The 23,003-nt window shown below is 72.4% G+C and carries 20 protein-coding genes; 11 read left to right on the top strand and 9 right to left on the bottom strand.

Annotated elements, in window-relative coordinates:
• Positions 1-197: 197 nt before the first annotated feature.
• The 4 genes from NOD94_RS07230 to NOD94_RS07215 all read right to left on the bottom strand — a co-directional run bounded on the left by NOD94_RS07230 (position 198) and on the right by NOD94_RS07215 (position 3,543).
• Positions 198-1,064 carry an amino acid ABC transporter permease gene (locus tag NOD94_RS07230; protein WP_281204889.1) on the bottom strand — a complete coding sequence of 289 codons (867 nt, stop codon included), beginning with the start codon at positions 1,062-1,064 and terminating at the stop codon, positions 198-200.
• A complete protein-coding gene (locus NOD94_RS07225; RefSeq protein ID WP_281204888.1) occupies positions 1,061-1,735 on the bottom strand; it encodes an amino acid ABC transporter permease in 675 nt (224 codons plus the stop codon). The genes NOD94_RS07230 and NOD94_RS07225 overlap by 4 nt, the downstream gene beginning before the upstream one ends.
• 83 nt (positions 1,736-1,818) lie before the next feature.
• Complete coding sequence (locus NOD94_RS07220) at positions 1,819-2,673, bottom strand: glutamate ABC transporter substrate-binding protein (protein WP_281204887.1); 855 nt, start codon at positions 2,671-2,673, stop codon at positions 1,819-1,821.
• 84 nt (positions 2,674-2,757) lie between these two features.
• Positions 2,758-3,543, bottom strand: coding sequence for an amino acid ABC transporter ATP-binding protein (locus NOD94_RS07215; RefSeq protein WP_281204886.1), 786 nt, complete (start codon positions 3,541-3,543; stop codon positions 2,758-2,760).
• Between the two features lie 282 nt (positions 3,544-3,825).
• Between NOD94_RS07215 and NOD94_RS07210 the strand changes: the two genes are divergently transcribed.
• The gene (locus NOD94_RS07210) at positions 3,826-4,542 is read left to right on the top strand and encodes a response regulator transcription factor (protein ID WP_281204885.1); all 717 of its coding nucleotides are present in this window, start codon (positions 3,826-3,828) and stop codon (positions 4,540-4,542) included.
• Positions 4,543-4,554: 12 nt separating this feature from the next.
• Positions 4,555-5,967, top strand: coding sequence for a HAMP domain-containing sensor histidine kinase (locus tag NOD94_RS07205; RefSeq protein ID WP_281204884.1), 1,413 nt, complete (start codon positions 4,555-4,557; stop codon positions 5,965-5,967).
• Positions 5,968-6,001: 34 nt separating this feature from the next.
• On the opposite strand, the gene NOD94_RS07200 is transcribed toward NOD94_RS07205, so the two are convergent.
• Together NOD94_RS07200 and NOD94_RS07195 are read right to left on the bottom strand one after the other, a co-directional pair.
• The gene (locus tag NOD94_RS07200; RefSeq protein WP_281204883.1) at positions 6,002-8,146 is read right to left on the bottom strand and encodes an endo-beta-N-acetylglucosaminidase; all 2,145 of its coding nucleotides are present in this window, start codon (positions 8,144-8,146) and stop codon (positions 6,002-6,004) included.
• A gap of 105 nt (positions 8,147-8,251) precedes the next feature.
• Complete coding sequence (locus NOD94_RS07195; protein ID WP_281204882.1) at positions 8,252-9,511, bottom strand: glycosyl hydrolase; 1,260 nt, start codon at positions 9,509-9,511, stop codon at positions 8,252-8,254.
• A gap of 344 nt (positions 9,512-9,855) precedes the next feature.
• Here NOD94_RS07195 and NOD94_RS07190 point away from each other — a divergent pair, with 344 nt between their 5' ends.
• Positions 9,856-11,007, top strand: a complete 1,152-nt coding sequence (locus NOD94_RS07190) for a LacI family DNA-binding transcriptional regulator (RefSeq protein WP_281204881.1) — start codon at positions 9,856-9,858, stop codon at positions 11,005-11,007.
• Between the two features lie 90 nt (positions 11,008-11,097).
• The gene (locus tag NOD94_RS07185) at positions 11,098-12,021 is read left to right on the top strand and encodes an ROK family protein (protein ID WP_281204896.1); all 924 of its coding nucleotides are present in this window, start codon (positions 11,098-11,100) and stop codon (positions 12,019-12,021) included.
• A gap of 33 nt (positions 12,022-12,054) precedes the next feature.
• Here the strand turns inward: NOD94_RS07185 and NOD94_RS07180 are convergent, their stop codons facing one another.
• A complete protein-coding gene (locus tag NOD94_RS07180; RefSeq protein WP_281204880.1) occupies positions 12,055-13,050 on the bottom strand; it encodes a TAXI family TRAP transporter solute-binding subunit in 996 nt (331 codons plus the stop codon).
• A gap of 170 nt (positions 13,051-13,220) precedes the next feature.
• On the opposite strand from NOD94_RS07180, the gene miaB reads away from it, so the two are divergent.
• The gene (gene miaB, locus NOD94_RS07175; RefSeq protein ID WP_281204879.1) at positions 13,221-14,699 is read left to right on the top strand and encodes a tRNA (N6-isopentenyl adenosine(37)-C2)-methylthiotransferase MiaB; all 1,479 of its coding nucleotides are present in this window, start codon (positions 13,221-13,223) and stop codon (positions 14,697-14,699) included.
• Between the two features lie 34 nt (positions 14,700-14,733).
• Positions 14,734-15,441 carry a class III extradiol dioxygenase subunit B-like domain-containing protein gene (locus tag NOD94_RS07170; protein ID WP_281204878.1) on the top strand — a complete coding sequence of 236 codons (708 nt, stop codon included), beginning with the start codon at positions 14,734-14,736 and terminating at the stop codon, positions 15,439-15,441.
• A gap of 220 nt (positions 15,442-15,661) precedes the next feature.
• Here NOD94_RS07170 and NOD94_RS07165 read toward each other — a convergent pair whose 3' ends face one another.
• Positions 15,662-15,910: an antitoxin gene (locus NOD94_RS07165; RefSeq protein ID WP_281204877.1), complete on the bottom strand. Its 249-nt coding sequence runs from the start codon at positions 15,908-15,910 to the stop codon at positions 15,662-15,664.
• Between the two features lie 24 nt (positions 15,911-15,934).
• A complete protein-coding gene (locus NOD94_RS07160; RefSeq protein ID WP_281204876.1) occupies positions 15,935-16,165 on the bottom strand; it encodes a hypothetical protein in 231 nt (76 codons plus the stop codon).
• A 186-nt stretch (positions 16,166-16,351) separates the two neighbouring features.
• Here NOD94_RS07160 and miaA point away from each other — a divergent pair, with 186 nt between their 5' ends.
• From miaA to NOD94_RS07135, 5 genes are all read left to right on the top strand, one after another.
• Entirely contained in the window at positions 16,352-17,290 is a 939-nt protein-coding gene (miaA, locus tag NOD94_RS07155; protein WP_281204875.1) for a tRNA (adenosine(37)-N6)-dimethylallyltransferase MiaA, read from the top strand.
• Between the two features lie 153 nt (positions 17,291-17,443).
• Positions 17,444-17,941, top strand: coding sequence for a hypothetical protein (locus NOD94_RS07150; RefSeq protein ID WP_281204895.1), 498 nt, complete (start codon positions 17,444-17,446; stop codon positions 17,939-17,941).
• An 81-nt stretch (positions 17,942-18,022) separates the two neighbouring features.
• On the top strand, positions 18,023-18,898 hold the full coding sequence (gene dapF, locus NOD94_RS07145; protein ID WP_281204874.1) for a diaminopimelate epimerase: 876 nt from the start codon (positions 18,023-18,025) through the stop codon (positions 18,896-18,898).
• A 140-nt stretch (positions 18,899-19,038) separates the two neighbouring features.
• A complete protein-coding gene (locus NOD94_RS07140; protein WP_281204873.1) occupies positions 19,039-21,120 on the top strand; it encodes an HD domain-containing protein in 2,082 nt (693 codons plus the stop codon).
• A 168-nt stretch (positions 21,121-21,288) separates the two neighbouring features.
• Positions 21,289-22,773, top strand: a complete 1,485-nt coding sequence (locus tag NOD94_RS07135; protein ID WP_281204872.1) for a M1 family metallopeptidase — start codon at positions 21,289-21,291, stop codon at positions 22,771-22,773.
• Positions 22,774-23,003: the final 230 nt, after the last annotated feature.

Raw genomic sequence — 23,003 nt, 5'->3', positions numbered from 1 at the left:
CCCCCCCCCCCCCCCCCCCCCCCCCCCCCCCCCCCCCCCCCCCCCCCCCCCCCCCCCCCCCCCCCCCCCCCCCCACCACAGTGGCTGCTTGATTCTGCCGATGAATGTTAGATCTACAGGCTTCCCCCTGATCGTGGGGGGGGGTGCCACTTTTCGTGGGACCTGAGTTACGTCCCGAAGGTGCTAGGGAACCCTGTTCAGGTCTGTCGCTCTCCGCCGGCATCGGCCTCGAGCACGATACCGGTGCTCTTCTTCGAACGTCGTAGGCGCTTCTCCAGCCAAGAGGCCAGGGTGGTCAAGGCGAAGTTCACCGCGATGTACAGCAGGGCGATCACGACCATGGTCGCGATGGTGTTGCTGTAGTTGGCAGAGATCTGACGGTTCATTGACATCAGATCGGCGAAGCCGAGGACAGCGCCGCCGAGTGCTGTGTCCTTGAGGATCACCACGAGTTGGCTGACCAGAGCGGGCAGCATGGCCGTGACGGCTTGCGGGACCAAGACGTACGTCATGGTCTGACCCTTGCGCATTCCGATCGCCTGAGCCGCGTCGGTTTGGCCGCGGGGAAGTGACAGGATGCCGGCCCGGACGATCTCGGCGATGACCGAGGCGTTGTACAGGACAAGCCCAGTGACCACTGCGTACAGCGGTCGCAGGTCGGAGCTGACCGTGCCCAGCATGACGTACAGCGCGGAGCTGAAGATCATCAGGATCAAAACCGGGATGGCGCGGAAAAACTCCACGATCGTGCCGACTGGTATGCGGACCCATGCATGGTCGGAGAGCCTCGCTATGCCGAGGAGAGCGCCGAGAGGTAGCGCGATGACCATGGCGATTGCGCCAGCCTTGAGGGTCTCACCGAGGCCGGGCAGCAGAAAGGTCGTCCAAAGCTGACTGTCCGTGACGAATGGAGACCACTTGTCGGCCTCGAGCTGGTTCTTATCAGCCATCCGGTCCAAAATCCACCACAGGGCCAGCGCCACGACTACCGCGAAAATGCCGGTGTAGATCCAGTTGCGAACCTTGGCCTTGGGGCCGGGGGCGTCGTACAGAACGGAGGTCATCGCTTCACCGCCACTCGCTTGGCCACCCAGCCCAGCAGCAGGCCGGTAGGCAGGGTCAGCAGGACGAAGCCGAGAGCGAAGACCGCGAAGACCGCGAAGAGTGCGTCCGCCTCGTTCTCAAGCATTTCTTTCATCAGTAGGGCCGCCTCGGCCACACCGATGGTCGCCGCCACCGTGGTGTTCTTGGTCAGGGCGATCAATACATTGGCGAGCGGTGCTATGACCGCCCGAAAACTCTGGGGAAGCACGACAAGCGTGAGCACCTGAAAGAAACTCAGCCCCAGTGCGCGGGCGGCCTCGGCCTGGCCGACAGGCACGGTATTGATACCGGAGCGGATTGATTCGCAAACGAACGTGCCGGTGTAGGCGCTCAGGCCAAGGATCGCGAGACGGAAGCCGATCTCTTTGGAGGTGCCGCCGCCGAGCGCGATTCCTAGGGTCTGGTCCAAGCCCAAAGAGCAGCCGAGGATCAGCAGGGTCAGCGGCGTGTTACGCACGACATTGACGTAGGTTGTGCCGAAGCTACGCATCAGTGGGACCGGACTGACCCGCATCCCGGCCAGTATCAGGCCCCAAATCAGGGAGCCGACGGCCGAGTAGAGGGTGAGCTGAACCGTCACCCAGAAGGCTCCGAGCAGGTCGTACTGCTCGGAAGAAACAAAGTCGAACACGTTACCCTGCGCTCTCCCCAGGATGGCCGGAGAGGCGCGCTGCCGCCCGTGACAGACGTTTGGCAGTGCGCCTCCCCGATGAATTAGCTGCCTTCTGTGATCTGCGGGGCCGGCTCAGCTTTGTAGCCCGCAGGGCCGAGGTTCGCGTCGACCGCCTTCTGCCAGGAGCCGTCCTCCACCATCTTCTTCAGTGCGGCGTTGACCTTGGTCTGGAGGTCCTTGTCGCCCTTTTTCAGGCCGATGCCATAGGGCTCGTCGCTCAGCTTCAGGCCAGCCAGCTTGAACTTGCCCTTGTTCTTCTCCTGTGCCGCGTAGCCGGCCAGAATCGAGCCGTCCGTGGTCAGCGCGTCCACGGCCTTATTCTCCAAGCCGGTGAGGCACTCGCTGTAGCCCGGGTATTCGCGAAGGTCGGCGTCGGGGGCGAGCTTGGTCTTGACGTTCTGCGCCGAGGTGGATCCGGCGACCGAGCACAGCTTCTTGCTGTTCAGGTCTTCGGCCTTAGTGATGGAGCTGTCGTCTGCACGGACCAGCAGGTCCTGGTGGGCCAGGAAGTAGGGGCCCGCGAAGTCGACCTTCGCTTTGCGCTTGTCGTTGATTGTGTAAGTGGCGACCACCAGTTTGACGTCACCGTTCGAGATGAGGTTCTCGCGCTCGGCGCTGATCGCCTGCTTGAACTCGATCTGGTTCGGCTGGTAGCCGAGCTCCTTGGCCACGTAGGTGGCGACATCGACGTCGAAGCCGGTGAACTTGCCGTCGGGCGTCTTCAGACCCAGACCGGGCTGGTCGAACTTGATGCCGATGACGACCTTGTCCTTGCCGCCGCCACCGGACGCGCCGGCGTCACTGGCCGACTTGTCGCTGCCGCCGCCACAGGCGGTCGCCGTCAGGGCAAGGGCGACGGCGACGGCCGCGGCCGCACCGACCTTGGAGATCTTCATGGTGAACTTCCCTCGGGTGAGACGTGGTTGAGCGACGAGCGGGATGTGTGCTCCGTCGGACGGATCACTACCAGACGAGAAACGTCAGTGGTGCAGGATCTTCGACAGGAAGTCCTTGGCACGATCGCTGCGCGGGTTGCTGAAGAACTGATCGGGCGTGGCCTGTTCGACGATCTTCCCGTCGGCCATGAAGACGACCCGGTTGGCGGCCGAGCGGGCGAAGCCCATCTCGTGCGTGACGACGACCATGGTCATCCCCTCCCGGGCGAGCTGCTGCATGACCTCCAGCACCTCGTTGATCATTTCCGGGTCGAGGGCCGAGGTCGGCTCGTCGAAGAGCATGACCTTCGGCTCCATCGCCAGCGCCCTGGCGATCGCCACGCGCTGCTGCTGGCCTCCGGACAGCTGCGCCGGGTACTTGTCGGCCTGCGAGCCGACGCCCACCCGGTCCAGCAGCGACTGCGCCTTCTCACGGGCGGCCGCCTGATCCGTCTTGCGGACCTTGATCTGGCCCAGCATGACGTTCTGCAGCACCGTCTTGTGTGCGAACAGGTTGAACGACTGGAACACCATGCCCACGTCGGCGCGCAGTCGGGCGAGTTCCTTGCCCTCGGCCGGCAGCGGCTTCCCGTCGAGCGTGATGGTGCCCGAGTCGATCGTCTCCAGCCGGTTGATGGTCCGGCACAGCGTGGACTTGCCCGATCCCGAAGGACCGATCACCACGACGACTTCACCGCGGGCAATGCTCAGATCAACGTCCTGAAGCACGTGCAGCGCGCCGAAGTGCTTGTTGACGTTGCTCAGTACGACCAGGCCGTCAGCGGCACCGGCCGCGTCCTGCACGTCCTTGGTCACTGATACTCCGCTCATCGGCTTCTTGCTCCGTCCTCCGTCGGTTGGGAGGACAGTAGTGACGAGGCGCGCACAGCGTCATCACATCTGAGGGAGAATTGAGCATAACGATACGGCCTCGCCCGGATACGCTCCGTGCGTGGCCCGGACCGGTGCGTTCCGTACGCGTACCGGGTGCATAACGGAAGACTCGCCGGACCGGAACCCCCTTGACGTGGGACTCTTCATGGGCATGGATGCATGGTGGCCCGTGTTGGGCCATTCTTCGTCCGGACGCCGTGAACAGGAAAGGGGGACGCCATGAGGCTGCTGCTCGTCGAGGACGACGACCACGTCGCCGCCGCCCTGTCCGCGATCCTCGCCCGGCACGGCTTCCGGGTGACCCACGCCCGCAGCGGCGAGGAGGCCCTCCAGGCGCTGCTGTCCGCCGGGTCCTCGCCCGGGGCCGCTCCCTATGGGGTGATCCTGCTCGACCTCGGCCTGCCCGACCAGGACGGCTACGAGGTCTGCGGCAAGATCCGCAAGCGCACCAGCACGCCCGTGATCATGGTGACCGCGCGGGCCGACGTCCGATCCCGCATCCACGGCCTGAACATGGGCGCCGACGACTACGTCACCAAGCCGTACGACACCGGCGAGCTCCTCGCCCGCATCCACGCCGTCGCCCGGCGCACCGGAACCCCCGAGGAGGCCACCGCCGGCACCACGGGATCCCCCGCCGCGGTCGTGCTCGGTCCGGTCTCCATCGAGCTGCCCACCCGCCGGGTCAGCGTGAACGGCGCCGACGTACCGCTCACCCGCAAGGAGTTCGACCTGCTGGCCCTGCTCGCGCAGCGGCCCGGGGTCGTCTTCCGGCGCGAGCAGATCATCAGCGAGGTCTGGCGCACCAGTTGGGAGGGCACCGGGCGCACCCTAGAAGTCCACGTCGCCTCGCTGCGCTCCAAGCTGGGCCTGCCCGCCCTCATCGAGACCGTCCGCGGGGTGGGCTACCGGCTCGTCACCCCGGCCGCGCCCTAGCGGGCGCCTGCCGTGCGCGCCCGGCTGCTCCCGCTCCTCGTCGTCCTCATGGCGGGCGTCCTGATCGCCCTCGGGTTGCCGCTCGCGGTGAGTCTGGCGGCCCGGCAGCAGCAGGACGTCGTCGTCGACCGGATCGACGACAGCGCCCGCTTCGCCGCCCTCGCCCAGTTCGTCATCGACGCCGAGGGCTCCCGCTCGACCGGGGCCGACGAACGCCAGGAGACCCTCCAGCAGGAACTCGCCCGCTACCAGGAGCTGTACGGCATCCGCGTCGGCATCTTCTACCGCGACGGCAACGCCCTGGTACGGGCCCCCGGCTGGTGGCAGTTGCCGGACGACGGTGAAGGTCGTACGGCCTTCACCGAGGCCCTCGCCGGGCGGCGCAGCCACGACCCGGGTCAGGTGTGGCCCTGGCAGACCCACGGCAAACTGCTCGTCGCCTCCCCGGTGGTCCTCGACGGGGACGTCGTCGCCGTCGTCGTCACCGAATCGCCCACCGATCAGATGCGCGCCCGGATCCTGCGGGGCTGGCTGTTCATCACGGCCGGGCTCGCCGCCGCGATGCTCGTCGCGTTCGGCGCCGCCCTGCGGCTCACCAGCTGGGTCCTCAAGCCCGTTCAAACGCTGGACGCCGCCGCCCACGGCATCGCCACGGGACGCATGAACTCCCGCGTCGCGGCCGCCGGCGGCCCACCGGAACTCCAGCGACTCGCCCGCTCGTTCAACGAGATGGCCGACAACGTGGAAGAGGTCCTTGAGCAGCAGCGGGCGTTCGTCGCCGACGCCTCGCACCAACTGCGCAACCCCCTCGCCGCGCTGCTCCTGCGCATCGAGCTGCTCGCCCTCGAACTGCCCGAGGGGAACGAGGAGATCGCCTCCGTACGGACCGAGGGCAAGCGCCTCACCCAGGTCCTGGACGACCTCCTCGACCTGGCGCTGGCCGAACACGCCTCCGCGGAGATCAGCCTCACCGACATCGGGGCGCTGACCTCCGAGCGGGTCGCCGCCTGGCGGCCGTACGCCGAGGAGAAGGGCGTACGGCTCACCGAGACGGGCCGGTCCGCCGTCACCGGCTGGGCCGACCCGATCGCCCTGTCCAGCGCGCTCGACGCGGTCATCGACAACGCCCTGAAGTTCACGCCGGCGGGCGAGGAGGTCGAGGTGTCCGTCACCGCTGCCGGGCGCAGCGCGCTCGTCGTCGTCGCCGACCGGGGGCCGGGCCTGACCGAGGAGGAGCTGCTGCGCGTCGGTGACCGCTTCTGGCGCAGCGGCCGCCACCAGAACGTCAAGGGCTCCGGCCTCGGCCTGTCCATCTCCAGGGCCCTGCTCGCCGGGGGCGGCGGCTCCCTCTCCTACGAGACGAACCCGCCGCACGGGCTGCGCGTGACGGTCGCCGTCCCGCGCACGGACCCGCACAACCCCTGACACCCGGGCCCGGGACTCTCGGGCCCCGGGGCCCCTACCAGGGCAGCTCCGTGCGGGCGGGCGCGGACGTCGCGTACGTCTCCCCGACCGCCCGCAGCTCCAGGAGCGCCGCCCGCTCCCGGCCCGCCCGGGTGACGGAGGGGACGTACAGGGCGGCGGCGCAGGTGCCGCCGAGGAAGCGGCGGGTGCCGTCGGGGAGCAGGCGGTGGAGCTCGTAGTGCCGGACCGGACCGGCTGCCCGGTCCCAGGCGAGGCGGAGCTCGGCCTCGTCGCCCCGGCGGGCCGTGGCGGCCACCTCCAGGTGCGCGGGCGGGGCCGGGTGCCGGGAACGGGTGGTGTCGCGTACCGACAGGGCCCCGAGCCGCCAGGACACGGGCTCGTTCCCGCGTCCGGTGATCCGTACGGCCAGGGCGTACGCGGTCCTTCCGGCCGGCGTCGCCAGGGGCACTCGGGTCGTGCGCCAACCCCGGTGGTCGCCGGTCGGGGCCGTCGTCCGCAGCCACGTGTACGGGACCGGGTCGCCGGGGGCGGCCGGCTCGCGGGTCGCGAACCCGAACTCGACGCGGACCGGCCCGGCGTCCGTACGGTGCACGAGTTCGGCGACGGTGGTGCGGGTCAGCGGGAGCCGGGTGGCGTGCAGGCCGACGGAGACGGGGGCGCCGGGCCGGCCCGCCACGAGCAGGCTGGAACCGCCGCGCCAGGCGTCCGCGAAGTCCAGGGTGACCGACGGGCGTTCGCCGGCCGTGTCCACCACCCAGCGGCGGCCGGGCAGCCGGTCCTGGAGGGCGAGGTGACTCCAGGGCGCGTCGCCGAGGACCTCGCCGTCCTCGTACCAGCGCAGCCCGTGACCGGTGTTGAACGAACAGGCGAAGGGCAGCCCGGTCACGGTGGAACGGTCGGCGACGACCGTGGCGGGCGCCCGCCAGCCCGATTCGGGTGCGGGTCTCGACGGATCGAGGGACGCGCCGGTCCAGAACAGGTCGTCGGACACGTGGAACGCGCCGGGGGAGCGGTCGGTGAGGTGGTTGCGGGTCCACTCGGGCCGGTAGAAGCCGTAGCTGACGACGTGTTCGCGATCGCGCGGCACGATCGCGTCCCAACGCACGTCGGAGTGACGGCCGTTGGATTCGACGTCCACCGCCGCCCACAGTTCGTGGCGGGAACGGCCCAGCCGGTCGGCGAGGGCGCCGGAGGACGCCAGCGTCGGTTCGGTCCAGCGGAAGTCCACGAAGAGGGTGTCCGCGACCTTCCCGGTCCGATCCTCGAAGAATTCCTGGTTGAGGGCGTTCAGCGCGCCCTGCCAGCCGACCCGGCCGGTGGCGTTCATCGCGTCGTACCAGGTGATGCGCAGGCCGTGCGGCGCGCCCGCGGCCCGCAGGGCGCGCAGGAACTCCCGCATCCGGGAGGCCAGCGCACTGTCCCCGCCGTCCGTCTCGGCGTTGACGAACCAGCCGTCGAAGCCGTGCGCCCGCGCCACCTGTACGAGCTTCTCCGCCAGGGGGAAGCGTCCGAGGGCGTCGCGCCGCACCAACTCCTGCGTCCACCGCAGGTCACCGCCGTAGGGGACGGGCGGCAGGAACACGTTGCCGAGGACCCTGACGCCGTTGCGGTGGGCGGCGTCCGTCACCGGGGCGTTCGGCGCGAGCACGATGCCCTCGCCGGCGGAACCGCCCCAGAAGACCAGCTCGTCGATGTACGCCCAGTGCGTGAGCGCGTACGAGTCCGCCGACGCCGAACCCTGGGACGGGTTCCCCGCGGTCGGCCCGAACGAGACCAGCGAGGCGATGCGGGCCTGCCCCGCACGGGCGCCCGGGTGCGGGGGCACGGGGGTGAAGCGCGGGGCGAGCGGCACGGTCGCCGCGTTGTGCGCCAGGTCCGGGTCCGACTCCGGGCTCCACGCCTTCAACGAGCGCCACACGATCCCGGGCCCCGGCTCGCCCGGGGGGAGGGAATCGGGGAACCAGTAGGAGGCGTACGGGGCGAGGGCCGCGGGCTCGGGCGCGGAGCCGGGTGAGGGAGGCGCGTCCCGGGCAGGGGTGACGGCCCCGACCGGGAACGGGAGGGCCCCGGCGGCCAGCACCGTACGCCTGGCCGGTCCCCGGGCGGCGGGTGCCGCAGGAAGGCCGGGCTCGGGTACCGGGGACGTACGGGGAGCTGCGTCCGGTTCGGTCGCGGACATGCGGGTCTCCTCACGCGGGGGTGGCGGGGTGTTCGGGCAGGGGCCGGGGCAGGGCGGCCGTGGGATCGGGCCCGCCCGTCCCCGTGCCGTCAGGTTCCTTCGGCCTCAGGTCACTTCGGGTACGCGGAGCACCTCGGTGATGCCGCGCGCGGACAGGTGCGCCGCGTCCCGGGAGTGCTCCGCGAGGACCACCGCGGGGCGCACCCCCTGGGCCGTCAGTGAGGCCCAGGCTTCGAAGAACGCGCCGCCCGGGGCGCACACCGAACGGTCCGGGGCCCGCGGCACACCGCCCGCGTCCAGGACGAGGGCGGTGGAGCGGGGCGCGGGGTGGTGCTCGCGGCCCCGCCACCGCCGGGCGACCCGGGCCAGGGCGGCGCCCACGGGCTTGCCGCGGCGGTCGTTGGTGAGCAGGCCGAGCCCGTACTCCAGCTCGGGGAAGTCCGCGAGCCCGCGGGACACGTCGTGCGAGCACCACCAGGTCACCCCCCACAGGTCGGGGCAGTCCAGGGCGTTCTCCACGGTGGCCTCGGCGAACCGCACGGCGTCCTCGGGCCCGATCAGCGGGGCGGGCGCCCCGACCTCCTGGAGCCAGACCGGGCGGTGCGGGTCCGCCGCCCAGGCCTTGGACAGCTCGATCAGGTAGGCGGCGTGGTGCTCGGTCGCCGTCCCGGTGGGGCCGTGGCGCTGCGCGGTGCCGTTGAACACCCAGGAGTGCACGGCGGTCGCCGCGCCCAGCCGCGCGGCCTGGGCGGGGGTGAAGGGGTGCCCGTCCCGGTACCAGACGGCGTCGTACTCGGCGTGCAGGTGGAAGCGGCCCGGGGCGCCCTCCTCGCAGGCGGCCAACATGCGTTCCAGCCAGCGCCGCGCCTGGTCCGGGGTGATGCGGTCGGGGTCGGGGTGCGGGTCCCCGGCGAACTGGTTGATCTCGTTGCCGACCGTCATGCCGAGGAAGTGGGGCCGGTCGGCGAGGGCGGCGGCCAGCGTGCGCAGGTACTCCGCCTGCCCGGCGATCACGTCCGGATCGTCGAAGATGCCGCGCCGGTGCCAGGTCGCCGTCCAGGACGGCAGGAAGTCGAAGCTCGACAGGTGCCCCTGGAGGCCGTCCACCGCGACGTCGAGGCCGCGGTCGGCCGCCGCGTCGGCGAGCGCGACGAGCTGCTCGACGGCGCGCGGCCGGATCAGGGTGCGGTTCGGCTGGAACAGCGGCCACAGCGGGAACACCCGTACGTGGTCCAGGCCGAGCTCGGCCACCGAGTCGAGATCGGCGCGGACCTCGTCGAGGTCGAAGTCCAACCAGTGGTGGAACCAGCCCCGGGTCGGGGTGTAATTCGCGCCGAAGCGGAGGGTGCGCGGGGCATGCGGCATGAAACGTCCCGGAGTTCAGCGGAATTCACCGGACGCCCCAACCTGCCGTGCGCCGTCGGAGAAAGTCAACAGGGCCTCGACGCGGGGATGGCCGGGGTTCATCGCACCACGAACCTTGCGTTCCGGTCCCGTTGGCGGCGGGGGCGGGCCTGATGGGGACGTGGCAACTAATGCGGTTTAGTGAGTGGGCCCGATCCGAAAGGATCGGGAAATGGAGAGGGGAGAACAGGCCGATTTCCCACCCGTCCGGGCGACTTCCGCGACCGTGGTCGGTGGGGCCGTCCGGGGCGGGATCGCGTACGGTCCGCCCATCGCGATCCACGTCACCGAGGGATGAGGCAGGCATGGCCCGCAGACCCACCATCAAGGACATCGCCCGCCGGGCCGGGGTGTCCGAGAGCGCCGTCTCCTTCGCGCTCAACGACCGGCCCGGGGTGTCCGACCACACCCGCGCCCGGGTCAGGCAGGTCGCGGAGGAACTCGGCTGGCAGCCCAACAGCGCGGCCCGTGCGCTCTCCGGCGAACGCTCCGGAGCCGTCGGGCTGGTCCTGGCCAGGCCCGCGCACACCCTCGGCGTCGAGTCCTTCTTCCTCCAACTCGTCTCCGGCATCCAGGAGGTGCTCTCGGCGAGCCGCACCGCCCTCCTCTTCCAGGTCGTCGAGGACATCGACGCCGAGTGCGCCGTCCACCGCCGCTGGTGGGCGGAGCGCCGCGTCGACGGGGTGCTCGTCGTCGACCCCCGCACACGGGACCCGCGCCCGGAACTGCTCACCGCACTCGGCCTGCCCGCCGTCATGATCGGCGGCACCGGGGAGGCCGACGCCGGGGAAGTCGACACCGGGGAGGTCGACACCGGCGGGGTCGACACCGGCGGCGTCGGCTCCGGCCGGATCAGGCCCGGAGAGCCGAGCCCCGGCCCGCCCGGCACCGGTCGTCGGCCCGCCCTCTCCGCCGTCCGGGCCGACGACGCCCGCGCCATGGCGGACGTCCTGGGCCACCTGCACGCCCTCGGGCACCGCCGGATCGCGCACGTCGCCGGCCTGCCCGGCCTCGCCCACACGGCGCGCCGCGTCTCCTCGCTGCGCGCCGAGGCGCTGCGGCTCGGCCTCGCCGGGGACCAGGTGGAGTCGGTGACCACCGACTACTCCGACACGGAGGGCGCGGCCGCCACCCGCCGGCTCCTCGCGCGACCGCGCCCGCCGACGGCGCTCGTGTACGACAACGACGTCATGGCGGTGGCCGGCAGCGCCGTCGCCGCCGAGCTCGGCGTCGCCGTGCCCGGCCGGCTGTCGATCGTGGCCTGGGACGACTCCGCCCTGTGCCGGGTCACCCACCCGCGGCTGACCGCGCTCGTCCGCGACACCGCGGGCTTCGGCCGGCTCGCGGCCGAGGAACTCCTCGCCGTCCTCGGCGGATCGGCGCCCCGCGTCCGCGAGAGCGAGCTGCCCCGACTGGAACCCCGCGAGAGTACGGCTCCGCCGGCAGCCGCATACTGAAATCCGACCCCTTCCAGGAGCGCCACCGTGACCACTCCCACCCCAGCCCTCCCCGTGCCCCGCACGGCCGCCGCGGCCGCCGGTCCGACCGTGGCGATCGACATCGGCGGCACGAAGATCGCCGGCGCGCTGGTCCACCCCGACGGCAGCATGACGGCGGCCACCCGCCGCCCGACCCCGCGCGGCGCGGACGCCGACGCGGTGATGGCGGCGGTCGCCGAGGTCATCGCCGACCTGTCCGAAGCCCCCCTGTGGCCCCAGGTCGTCCGCTGCGGCATCGGCAGCGCGGGCCCCGTGGACACCACCCGCGGCACCGTGAGCCCGGTCAACATCGGGGCCTGGCGCGACTTCCCGGTGCAGGCCCGGGTCGGCGCCGAGCTCGCCGCCCGCGGCGCCGGGGTCCCGACGGTCCTGGCGGGCGACGGCGTGGCCATGACCGCCGCGGAACACTGGCTGGGCGCCGCGCGGGGCCACGCGAACGCCCTGTGCATGGTCGTCTCGACCGGCGTCGGCGGCGGCCTGGTCCTCAACAACCAGCTCCACCCGGGCCCCACCGGCAACGCGGGCCACATCGGCCACATCAGCGTCGCCTTCGACGGGGAGAGGTGCGCCTGCGGCGGCCACGGCTGCGTCGAATCCCTGGCCTCGGGCACCGCCATCGCGCGCTGGGCCCTCGCCCAGGGCTGGACCGGACCCGACCCGACGGCGGCCGGCGTCGCGGCCTCCGCCGCGGCGGGCGATCCCGTCGCACGGGCCGCCTTCGACCGGGCCGGCCGCGCACTCGCCGCCGCCATCGCGGCCACCGCCACGCTCGTCGAGACCGACATCGCCGTCATCGGGGGCGGGGTCGCCGCCGCGGGCGACACCCTCTTCGCACCGGTCCGCCGGCACCTGGCCTCGTACGCGACCCTCGGCTTCGTCCAGGACCTCCGGGTCGTCCCGGCCACCCTCGGTACCGACGCGGGCCTCATCGGCGCGGCCGCCGCGGCGATGATGCTGCTGCCCACCGGCTGACACCCCACGGGGTCGGCGAAGGGGCCGAAGCGGCTACGGCTTGACCGACCGGTAGTAGCGGCGGGCCCCTTCGTGCAGGTCCAGCGGGTCCGTGTAGATCGCCGTGCGCAGGTCGACCAGCTGGGCCGCGTGCACCTGGCGCCCGATGCGGTCCCGGCTCAGGATCACCGTCCGGGTGAACTGCTCGGTCAATTCCGGGCTGGTGTCCTCCCGGGTCACCAGCAGGTTCGGAACGGCCACCGTGGCCACCGCGGAGGTGTTGCGGGCCCGCGCGTACGCGTCCTGCGGCATCACCGCGGCCCGGTAGTAGCGCGCCGGGCTCCCGCCCGCCTGGAGCTGTTCCACCAGGTCGCCCAGCTGCACGAGCCGGATCTCGAACCGCTCCGACAGCTCCCGCACCGCGGTCGTCGGAAGTCCGCCCGACCAGAAGAACGCGTCGATCCGGCCCGCCTCCAGCTCGGCCGGCATGGTGTCGATCCCTATGGCCACCGGGGTGATGTCCCGCGTCGGACTCAGCTTGGCCGCCGTCAGCAGCCGCTCCGAGATCAGCCGCACCCCGGACCCGTCCTGGCCGATCGCGACCCGCTTGCCCCGCAGGTCACGGGCCGACTGCACCGGCGACGCGGCGGGCACGACCAGCTGTACGTAGTCGTCGTAGAGCCGCGCGCAGCCGCGCAGCCGCTCCGCGCCCGGCTTGCCGTCGAGGCGGTACTTGGAGACCGCGTCGGCCGTCGCCACCGTGAAGTCGGCCTCGCCCGCGGCGACCCGCTGGAGGTTCTGCTGCGAGCCCTCGCTCGTCTCCAGCCTCACCCGCATCGCGGGCATGTCCTGCGCGAGGGCCTGCTCCAGCAGCTGCCCGTAGCGGTGGTAGACGCCGGTACGGACGCCCGAGCTGAAGGTGAGGTCCCCCTTCAGCTCCGGTTCGCCGAAGGGCCGCAGCCACCACAGCAGCGCCCCGAGCACGGCCAGTACCGCCACCAGGCCCCGAAGGGCGCGGCGCCGGCCGGCGGTGGTCGGGAGGAGGGGCATGCCGGCGATCCTGCCACCCGTCCGCCGTCCTGTCACGGCGGGCCCGCCCCCACCGGCCCCGCGTACGGGCTCCGGCGCGGTGACGGGCTCCCCCACGACCGCTGTCGCGTCGGCGGCCCGGGACCAACCCTTACCCTTGTGGGGTGAGTGTCGAGGGCGAGGCTGCAGTTTTGAAAACGTACGAGGTGCGCACCTACGGGTGCCAGATGAACGTGCACGACTCCGAGCGGCTGTCCGGTCTGCTGGAGGGCGCGGGATACACGCGCGCCCCCGAGGGCTGCGACGGCGACGCCGACGTGGTCGTCTTCAACACCTGCGCCGTCCGTGAGAACGCCGACAACAAGCTGTACGGCAACCTCGGCCGGCTCGCCCCGATGAAGACGAAGCGGCCCGGGATGCAGATCGCCGTCGGCGGCTGCCTCGCGCAGAAGGACCGCGACACGATCGTCAAGAGGGCCCCCTGGGTCGACGTCGTGTTCGGCACACACAACATCGGCAAACTGCCCGTCCTCCTGGAGCGCGCCCGCATCCAGGAAGAGGCGCAGATCGAGATCGCCGAGTCGCTGGAGGCCTTCCCCTCCACGCTCCCGACCCGCCGCGAGTCCGCGTACGCGGCCTGGGTCTCGATCTCCGTCGGCTGCAACAACACCTGCACCTTCTGCATCGTCCCGGCGCTCCGCGGCAAGGAGGAGGACCGCCGTCCCGGCGACATCCTCGCCGAGGTCGAGGCCCTGGTCGCCGAGGGCGTCTCCGAGATCACCCTCCTCGGCCAGAACGTCAACGCCTACGGCTCCGACCTGGGCGACCGCGAGGCCTTCAGCAAGCTGCTGCGCGCCTGCGGACGGATCGAGGGCCTGGAGCGGGTCCGCTTCACCTCCCCGCACCCGCGCGACTTCACCGACGACGTGATCGCGGCCATGGCCGAGACCCCGAACGTGATGCCGCAGCTGCACATGCCCCTGCAGTCCGGCTCCGACCCGATCCTCAAGGCGATGCGCCGGTCGTACCGGCAGGAGCGTTTCCTCGGCATCATCGACAAGGTCCGCGCCTCGATCCCGCACGCCGCGATCTCCACCGACATCATCGTGGGCTTCCCCGGTGAGACGGAGGAGGACTTCCAGCAGACGATGCACACCGTCCGCGAGGCCCGCTTCGCGAACGCCTTCACCTTCCAGTACTCCAAGCGCCCCGGCACCCCCGCGGCCGACATGGACGGGCAGATCCCCAAGGAGGTCGTCCAGGACCGCTACATGCGCCTGGTCGCCCTCCAGGAGGAGATCTCCTGGGAGGAGAACAAGAAGCAGGTCGGCCGCACCCTGGAGGTCATGGTCGCCGAGGGCGAGGGCCGCAAGGACGGCGCCACGCACCGCCTGTCCGGGCGCGCCCCCGACAACCGTCTCGTCCACTTCACGAAGCCGGAGGAGGAGGTCCGCCCCGGCGACGTGGTCACCGTCGACATCACCTACGCGGCCCCGCACCACCTGCTGGCCGAGGGCCCGACCGGCACCGTGCGCCGCACCCGCGCCGGCGACGCCTGGGAGAAGCGCAACGCCGCCCCGGCCCAGCCGGCCGGTGTGATGCTCGGGATCCCCACCCTGGGAGTCCCGGCACCGCTGCCCGTCACCACTTCGGGCTGCGCGATCGACTGACCGCCGGACGCCGAGGGCGGCTAGGCTGCGGATCATGCTCGTAGCCGCCGCCGTCTGCCCCGCCCCGCCGCTCCTCGTGCCGGAGGTCGCCGCGGGGGCCGCCGCCGAACTGGACGCCGCCCGTACCGCCTGCTCGGACGCGCTGGCCGTGCTCGCCGCCTCCCGACCCGACCTGCTGATCGTTGTCGGGGCCGCCGACCAGGACCACCTCGGGCCCTACCCGCAGGGATCCCGCGGCACCTTCCGCGGGTTCGGCGTCCCGGCGGACGTCCAGCTCGGCGGGGGCGACGAGGGCCCGCGCCTGCTGCCCCCCTCGCTGGCCGTCGGCGCCTGGCTGCTGGAGCGGGCCCGCTGGGGCGCCGCCCCGGTCGAGGGCCTCGGCGTGGCCGGACGGCTGGAAACGGAACTCTGCCTGGACGCCGGACGGGCCCTCGCCGCGCGGGACGAACGCGTCGCGCTGCTCGTCATGGGCGACGGCAGCGCCTGCCGGACGCTGAAGGCCCCCGGCTACCTCGACGACCGCGCCGCCGCCTTCGACGCCGCCGCCGGGCAGGCCCTGGGAGCCGCCGACACCTCCGCCCTCACGGCCCTCGACGCGGAACTCGCGCACGAGCTCCAGGTCGCCGGGCGCGCCCCCTGGCAGGTCCTCGCGGGCGCCGCCGAGGCCGCCGACCTGGACGGCCGACTCCTGTACGAGGACGCCCCGTACGGGGTCGGCTACTTCGTCGCCGCCTGGTCCTGAGGCGGGCGGGGCCGCCGGGCCGACCCGCCGCGGCGCCGGGGTTCGCCCCGGGCCGTTCCTGACTCCGCCGAGGGCCGCCCCGGGCCCGTCCTGACGGCGCCACGGCTGCTCCCGCCCGTCCCGATATCCCCGGCGGCCCGGTTCCACCGGCGCCCGCCCGCCCCGGACACGCCGAAGGGGCGCAGAACCGGATCGGTTCCGCGCCCCTTCGCGCACCGCGTCAGGAAGCCGCCGGCGGCGTCGTCCCGCCGGGGGTGTCGTCCTTGTGCGCGATCTTGCCCAGGGCGTCCTTCGCCTTGCCCGTACCGCTCGTGATCTGGCCGCTGTACTTGCCCTTGGTCTTGGAGTCGACGGCCTTCGCCACCTTGTCCAGACCCTCGCCGATCCTGCCCTCGTGCTGCTGCGCGAGGTCGCCGACCTTGTCCTTCGCCGGAGCGAGCTTGGCCTTGAGGTTGTCGAGCAGGCCCATGGGCCACCTTCCCGTGGTGAATGGTTACGTACGGGCGCCCTCGCCGGCCTCGCTGTCCGCGGCGGCCTCCGCCGACTGCTGCTTCGGGATCTCCACGGCTTCCGCCGCAGGAGCCCCGGCAGCCGTCTCGGCCTCCTCGGCCGGTGCGGCCGGTCCGGTCTCAGCCGCCGGCGTTCCCGCCGGGTCGGCCTCGGCCGCGACCGTCTCGGTCGCTACCTCGTCCTTACGGCCAAAAAACCGGCTGAAAACGCCCATGTCTGCTCCTCTAACGTTACTCGTGGGAGTGAAGTTCCGCCCCGGCCGCAGCGGCCTCCACCCGGCGCACACAAGGCGTGCGTCGGGCCGGAACCTACAGGGGGGCAACGACCCCACCGCGACCCCGTCACGTAACTCGATCGGGTACATGGACGCGTCTTGACCGGGGGCTGAGAGACTGGGTCGGTGAGGAAAGCAGCCCCCGCCCCGCGGGTCATCGCCGTCGTCGGTCCCACCGCGGCCGGAAAGTCCGATCTGGGCGTCGCCCTGGCCCGCCATTTCGACGGCGAAGTCGTCAACGCCGACTCCATGCAGCTGTACCGGGGGATGGACATCGGCACCGCCAAACTGACGACCGGGGAACGCGGCGGCATCCCCCACCACCTCCTCGACATCTGGGACGTCACCGAGACCGCGAGCGTCGCCGAGTACCAGCGCCTCGCCCGCGCCGAGATCGACAAGCTGCTCGCCGAGGGCCGCACCCCGGTCCTCGTCGGCGGCTCCGGGCTGTACGTGCGCGGCGCCCTCGACGCCATGGAGTTCCCGGGCACCGACCCGGAGGTCCGGTCCCGGCTGGAGGAGGAGGCCACCCTGCGCGGCCCCGGGGCCCTGCACGCCCGCCTCGCCGCCCTCGACCCCGCCGCCGCCCACGCCATCCTGCCCAGCAACGGCCGCCGGATCGTCCGGGCCCTGGAGGTCATCGAGATCACCGGCAAGCCCTTCACCGCGAACCTGCCCGGCCACGAGTCCGTCTACGACACCGTGCAGATCGGCGTGGACGTCGCCCGCCCGGAACTCGACGAGCGGATCGCGCTGCGGGTCGACCGCATGTGGGAGGCGGGCCTGGTGGACGAGGTCCGGACCCTGGAGGCCCGCGGGCTGCGCGACGGCATCACCGCCTCCCGCGCGCTGGGCTACCAACAGGTGCTCGCCGCCCTCGCGGGGGAGTGCACCGAGGACGAGGCCCGCGCCGAGACCGTACGGGCCACCAAGCGCTTCGCCCGCCGCCAGGACTCGTGGTTCCGCCGGGACCCCCGCGTGCACTGGCTCAGCGGCGCCGTCGCGGACCGCGGGGAACTCCCCGGACTCGCGCAGTCGTTGGTCGAACGAGCGGTCACAGCCTGATCACGTGATGGCATCGGGACGCCCCGCGCGCCCGTCCGGAGCCCGGGACCGTGCCATCATCAAACTTCTGAACAGCGACGTACGAAGTCCGAGTGGGGAGGGCGCGTGGCCATGGATGCCGGCCCTCGTGACACCGGGCGGGAAGCGGACCCGATGCTGCACGCCGGGCCCGGACGGACCGGCGGGGCCACCGACCCCGACGCGCCGGGCGGACCGGACACCCCCGACGGGCTCGGTCTGCCCGCCGACCCCGCACGGCTGACCCCCGACGGCCCGGACACCCCCGAGGCCGGCGCGGAGGACGCCTCCGGCCCCGAGTTCGAGGTCGAGCTGCGCCCGCAGCGCCGCCTGCGCCTCTGGCAGATCGCCCCCATCGTGATCCTGGCCGCCTCCGGGTCCCTCATGTTCGCGTTCCCGCTCGCCTTCGAGTTCGGCGACGGCGGAGCCGTGGTCGCCATGCTCGGCTTCCTCATCTGCTGCTGCGCCGGTGGCTGGGGCATGATGGCCGCCCGCCGCGTCGGCTACTCCTGGCCCGGGCTGCCGCCCCGCGGCAGCGGCCGCCGCCGCGACTGGCGGATGGCCGCGCTGTACGGCCTGCTCGCGCTGGCCGTCGTAGCGCTCGCGGTGTACCGGGTGGCCCGGCTCCGCTAGCGCCCGTCGTCCTGGTCCGCACGGCTGACGGCGCGCTGATCCCGCCCGGCATCGCCGACACCACCTCGGTACCATGACCTGGTGACGCACACCACCCTCTCCTTCCTCAAGGGTCACGGCACCGAGAACGACTTCGTGATCGTTCCGGACCCGGACAACGCCATCGAGCTGCCCGCATCCGCCGTCGCCGCGCTGTGCGACCGGCGGGCCGGCATCGGGGCGGACGGCGTGCTCCACGTGGTGCGGTCCGCCGCCCACCCCGACGCCGCCCACCTGGCCGAAGAGGCCGAGTGGTTCATGGACTACCGCAACAGCGACGGCTCCGTCGCCGAGATGTGCGGCAACGGCGTGCGCGTCTTCGCCCGCTACCTCCATCACGCCGGCCACATCGAGCCCGGCGACTTCGCCGTCGCCACCCGCGGCGGCGTCAAGCGGGTCCACCTCGACAAGACGGGCGACGTCACCGTCTCCATGGGCCGCGCGGCGCTCCCCGAGGGCGACGTCACCGTCTCCGTGGGCGACCGTTCCTGGCCCGCGCGGAACGTGAACATGGGCAATCCGCACGCCGTGGCCTTCGTCGACAGCCTCGACGATGCCGGGAACCTCTTCGAAGCCCCGCCGTTCAGCCCGGCGAGCGCCTACCCCACCGGGGTCAACGTCGAGTTCGTCGTCGACCGGGGCCCCCGCCACGTCGCGATGCGCGTCCACGAGCGCGGTTCCGGCGAGACCCGCTCGTGCGGCACCGGCGCCTGCGCCGTGGCCGTCGCCGCCATCCGGCGCGACGGCGCCGACCCCGCCGTCACCGGCGACCCGGCCTCCTACACCGTCGACCTGCCCGGTGGCACCCTCGTCATCACCGAGCACCCCGACGGGCGGATCGACATGACAGGGCCGGCCGTCATCGTCGCCTCCGGCGAGTTCGAACCCACCTGGCTCACCGAAACGGCTTTCGCCTGAAGATTCCCTCTCATGGGTGATCCGTTTCACGCTGAGCGAGAGGTGGACTGCGCCACGTGGTGGGGTCGGTAACATCAGGCACCGGCCCTGAGGGCTCACCCCATGCCCGCCACCGCCGGTCGAAGCCGCCGGAGGTGCCCATGAGTGCAGAGGCCACGAACCCCGAAGCACATGCCGAAGTGCGTCCTGAGCTGCGCAGACGGGGCCGGACGCGGCTCGATCTGCGGCGGCTCGGCCGGGCGGCCCTGCTCGGGCCCACGTCCCGCGACCGGCTCCCGGACGCGATCGGACACGTAGCAGAAGCCCACCGTGCCCACCATCCGGACGCCGACCTTTCCATTCTGCGGCGCGCCTACCTGCTCGCGGAGACCTCCCACCGCGGCCAGATGCGCAAGAGCGGTGAGCCGTACATCACACATCCGCTCGCCGTCACCCTCATCCTGGCCGAACTCGGCGCCGAGACGACGACGCTGACCGCCTCCCTCCTCCACGACACCGTCGAGGACACGGACGTGACCCTCGATCAGGTCCGCGAGGAGTTCGGCGCCGAGGTCTGCTTCATCGTCGACGGCGTCACCAAGGTCGAGAAGATCGACTACGGCGCCGCCGCCGAACCCGAGACCTTCCGCAAGATGCTCGTCGCCACCGGCAACGACGTCCGCGTCATGTCCATCAAACTCGCCGACCGGCTGCACAACATGCGCACCCTCGGCGTGATGCGACCGGAGAAGCAGGAACGCATCGCCAAGGTGACGCGCGACGTCCTCATCCCGCTCGCCGAACGGCTCGGCGTGCAGGCCCTGAAGACCGAACTGGAGGACCTGGTCTTCGCGATCCTGCACCCCGAGGAGTACGAGCACACGCGCGCGCTCATCGCCGCCCACGCCGGGGAGGCCGACCCGCTCCCCGCCATCGCCGACTCCGTGCGCGCCGTCCTGCGCGAAGCGGGCGTCACGGCCGAAGTGCTCGTACGGCCGCGGCACTTCGTCTCCGTCCACCGGATCTCCCGCAGTCGCGGCGACCTGCGCGGCTCCGACTTCGGCCGCATCCTCGTCCTCGTCGGCGAGAACGCCGACTGCTACGCCGTGCTGGGGGAGCTCCACACCTGCTTCACCCCCGTCGTCTCGGAGTTCAAGGACTTCATCGCCGTCCCGAAGTTCAACCTCTACCAGTCGCTGCACACCGCCGTCGCCGTCCCCGAGGGCTACGTCGCCGAAGTCATCGTCCGCACCCGGCAGATGCACCGCGTCGCCGAGGCCGGGGTCGTCGCCCTCGGCAACCCGTACGCCACCGGCGAGCCCGCCGACTGCGACGAGGAGCGGGTCGACCCGACCCGGCCCGGCTGGCTGTCCCGGCTCCTCGACTGGCAGCAGTCCGCGCCCGACCCCGACACCTTCTGGACGGTCCTGCGCGCCGAACTCGCCCAGGACCGCGAGATCACCGTCTACCGCGAGGACGGCAGCGCCTCCGGCACGATGAGCCTGCCCGCCGGGGCCTCCTGTATCGACGCCGCCTACGCCCAGCACGGCGACGCGGCCCACCGCTGTATCGGCGCCCGGGTCAACGGGCGCCTCACCTCCCTCTCCTCCCCGCTCTCCGACGGGGACACCGTCCAACTGCTGCTCGCCCAGGACGCCTCCTCGGGGCCGGCCGCCGACTGGCTGGACCACGCCAGGACCCCCGCCGCCCGGATCGCCATCAGCAGCTGGCTCCAGTCCCACCCGGACGGGGCCGGACCCGCCGCCGCTGCCCCCCGCGCCCCGCTGTCCGTCGTCGGGGCGCGCGGCGGCGGGGGCAACGCCGTCGCCGACCTGCCGGACGCCACCGTCCGCCTCGCGGGCTGCTGCACACCCGTACCGCCGGACGCCGTCGCCGGGTTCCTCGTACGGGGCGGTGCCGTCACCGTGCACCGCGTCCACTGTCCGGCCGTCGCCCAGATGCGGTCCGTGGGGCGGACGGCCGTCGCCGTGCACTGGCGGGCCACCGCGGACTGTCGGGTCACGCTCCTCGCCGAATCGTTCGGCCGCCCGCACCTGCTGGCCGACCTGACCGAGGCCATCGCCCGCGAAGGGGTCGAGGTGGTGTCCGCGACCGTGGAACCGCCCGTCGAACAGCGGGTCCGCCACTCGTACACGCTGCAACTCCCCGACGCGACGGGACTGGCCGCCCTGATGCGCGCCATGCGCGACGTCCCGGGCGTCTACGACGTCCGCCGCGCGTAGCGGAGCCTGGGGGGAGTTCGGGGGAGTTCGGGGGAGTTCGGGGGAGTTCGGGGGAGGGGGAGCGCGTGGGGGCGCGCGTAGGCCGGTCCCTGGGGGGAGCGCCTCGTTCGGGTGGTCGCATCGCGCGTCGCGCGCGGGTCGCGGGCCGCCGCTGGTAAGCGGTGGTGGATGCAGCTCACCTCCCCGCGCCTGCGCGCCGCCCTGCTGGCCGCGGCCTCCCTCACCCTCGTCGCCGCCGTGCTGCCCCCGCCGAAGCCGCTGGGCATCGGCGACCGGCTGTTCCCGGAGCTCGGCAACCCCGGGTACGACGTCCTCTCCTACGACCTGTCCTTCACGTACAAGGACAATCGCAGCCCCCTGGACGCGGTCACCGTCATCGAAGCCCGCAGTCTGGAGCCGCTGGAGCGGATCAACCTCGACTTCACCCACGGCACGGTGGCGTCGGCCGAGGTCAACGGGGAGCCGGCGCGGTTCGAGAGCGTCGGGGAGGACCTCGTACTGACCCCCGCGCGGGCCGTGGCGGCGAGCGTGCCGCTGCGCATCACCGTCCGGCACACCAGCGACCCGCGCGGACGCGGCGACGGCGGCTGGGTCCCCACCGAGGACGGCCTGGCCATGGCCAACCAGGCCGACGCCGCGCACCGCGTCTTCCCGTGCAACGACCACCCCGCCGACAAGGCCTGGTTCACCTTCCGGATCACCGCCCCCGCCGAGCTCACCGCCGTCGCCAACGGGGTGCCGGGCGCCCTGCCGGCGGCCCGGGCAGGCGGCGCCAAGGAGTGGACGTACCGGACCCTGCATCCGATGGCCACCGAACTGGCCCAGGTCTCCGTGGGCCGGTCCGCCGTCGTCCACCGCACCGGCCCGCACGGGCTGCCGCTGCGCGACGTGGTGCCCGCCGCCGACCGGGAGAAGCTGGAGCCCTGGCTGAAGAAGACCCCAGGCCACGTGGCCTGGATGGAGGAGCGGGTGGGCCGGTACCCGTTCGAGAACTACGGGGTGCTGATCGCCAAGGCCACCACCGGGTTCGAGCTGGAGACGCAGACCCTCTCGCTCTTCGAGCACGGGCTCTTCACGGGAGCCGGCTACCCCGAGTGGTACGTGGAGGCCGTCATGGTCCACGAGCTGGCGCACCAGTGGTTCGGCGACAGCGTCAGCCCGCGCACCTGGTCCGACCTGTGGCTCAACGAGGGACACGCGACCTGGTACGAGGCCCTCTACGCGGACGGGCTCGGCAAGTACTCCCTGGAGCGCCGCATGCGCGAGGCGTACCAGCGCTCCGACCAGTGGCGGGCGGCGGGCGGCCCGCCGGCGGCCCCGAAGGCCTCCGGCCCGGGCGAGAAGATCGGGCTCTTCCGACCCGTGGTGTACGACGGCTCGGCGCTGATCCTCTACGCCCTGCGCCAGGAGGTCGGCACGGCCGCCTTCGACCGCATCCAGCGGCGCTGGGTCGCCGAGCACAGGGACGGGGTGGCCGGCACGGCCGACTTCGTGCGCCTGGCCTCGCAGGAAGCCGGACGGGACCTCGGCCCCTTCCTGCAGCCGTGGCTCTACGGGGCGAAGACGCCGCCCATGCCCGGACACCCGGAGTGGAGCGGTCCGGCGGCGTCGGGGGGCAAGGGCGCCGCCGCATCGGGTGCCGGCAGCCGGTAGGGACGCGGTACCGGGTTGTGGGAAAACGGTATGACGGGCGAGGAACGGGCATGTCACCATCGACGAGGCCGTCAGGTGAACCGGGGAACGCCTTCCCGGGGAATCACCGGGCGGGGTGACGCGTTGCACGTGACAGTGTGATGTCACGCGCGGCGGTACCTTTGGCCATGACCGGCCGGGCCTCGCCGGACAGGCCCGGCAACGGCTCGCACCGCAGCCGGCGCGACGCA

This window comes from Streptomyces sp. Isolate_45 (assembly GCF_024721315.2).
Classification (GTDB): Bacteria; Actinomycetota; Actinomycetes; order Streptomycetales; family Streptomycetaceae; genus Streptomyces.
Note: the sequence above shows the minus strand (reverse complement) of the source record. Positions and strands in the feature narration are given on the sequence as shown.

Bases quoted from the DNA above. Each gene is read 5' to 3' on its own strand.
- NOD94_RS07190 (WP_281204881.1), top strand. From the start codon at position 9,856: ATGGCCCGCAGACCCACCATCAAGGACATCGCCCGCCGGGCCGGGGTG.
- NOD94_RS07230 (WP_281204889.1), bottom strand. From the start codon at position 1,064: ATGACCTCCGTTCTGTACGACGCCCCCGGCCCCAAGGCCAAGGTTCGC.
- NOD94_RS07150 (WP_281204895.1), top strand. From the start codon at position 17,444: ATGCTGCACGCCGGGCCCGGACGGACCGGCGGGGCCACCGACCCCGAC.
- NOD94_RS07210 (WP_281204885.1), top strand. From the start codon at position 3,826: ATGAGGCTGCTGCTCGTCGAGGACGACGACCACGTCGCCGCCGCCCTG.
- NOD94_RS07195 (WP_281204882.1), bottom strand. From the start codon at position 9,511: ATGCCGCATGCCCCGCGCACCCTCCGCTTCGGCGCGAATTACACCCCG.
- NOD94_RS07165 (WP_281204877.1), bottom strand. From the start codon at position 15,910: ATGGGCCTGCTCGACAACCTCAAGGCCAAGCTCGCTCCGGCGAAGGAC.
- NOD94_RS07140 (WP_281204873.1), top strand. From the start codon at position 19,039: ATGAGTGCAGAGGCCACGAACCCCGAAGCACATGCCGAAGTGCGTCCT.
- NOD94_RS07160 (WP_281204876.1), bottom strand. From the start codon at position 16,165: ATGGGCGTTTTCAGCCGGTTTTTTGGCCGTAAGGACGAGGTAGCGACC.
- NOD94_RS07135 (WP_281204872.1), top strand. From the start codon at position 21,289: ATGCAGCTCACCTCCCCGCGCCTGCGCGCCGCCCTGCTGGCCGCGGCC.
- NOD94_RS07220 (WP_281204887.1), bottom strand. From the start codon at position 2,673: ATGAAGATCTCCAAGGTCGGTGCGGCCGCGGCCGTCGCCGTCGCCCTT.
- NOD94_RS07170 (WP_281204878.1), top strand. From the start codon at position 14,734: ATGCTCGTAGCCGCCGCCGTCTGCCCCGCCCCGCCGCTCCTCGTGCCG.
- NOD94_RS07200 (WP_281204883.1), bottom strand. From the start codon at position 8,146: ATGTCCGCGACCGAACCGGACGCAGCTCCCCGTACGTCCCCGGTACCC.
- NOD94_RS07215 (WP_281204886.1), bottom strand. From the start codon at position 3,543: ATGAGCGGAGTATCAGTGACCAAGGACGTGCAGGACGCGGCCGGTGCC.
- NOD94_RS07180 (WP_281204880.1), bottom strand. From the start codon at position 13,050: ATGCCCCTCCTCCCGACCACCGCCGGCCGGCGCCGCGCCCTTCGGGGC.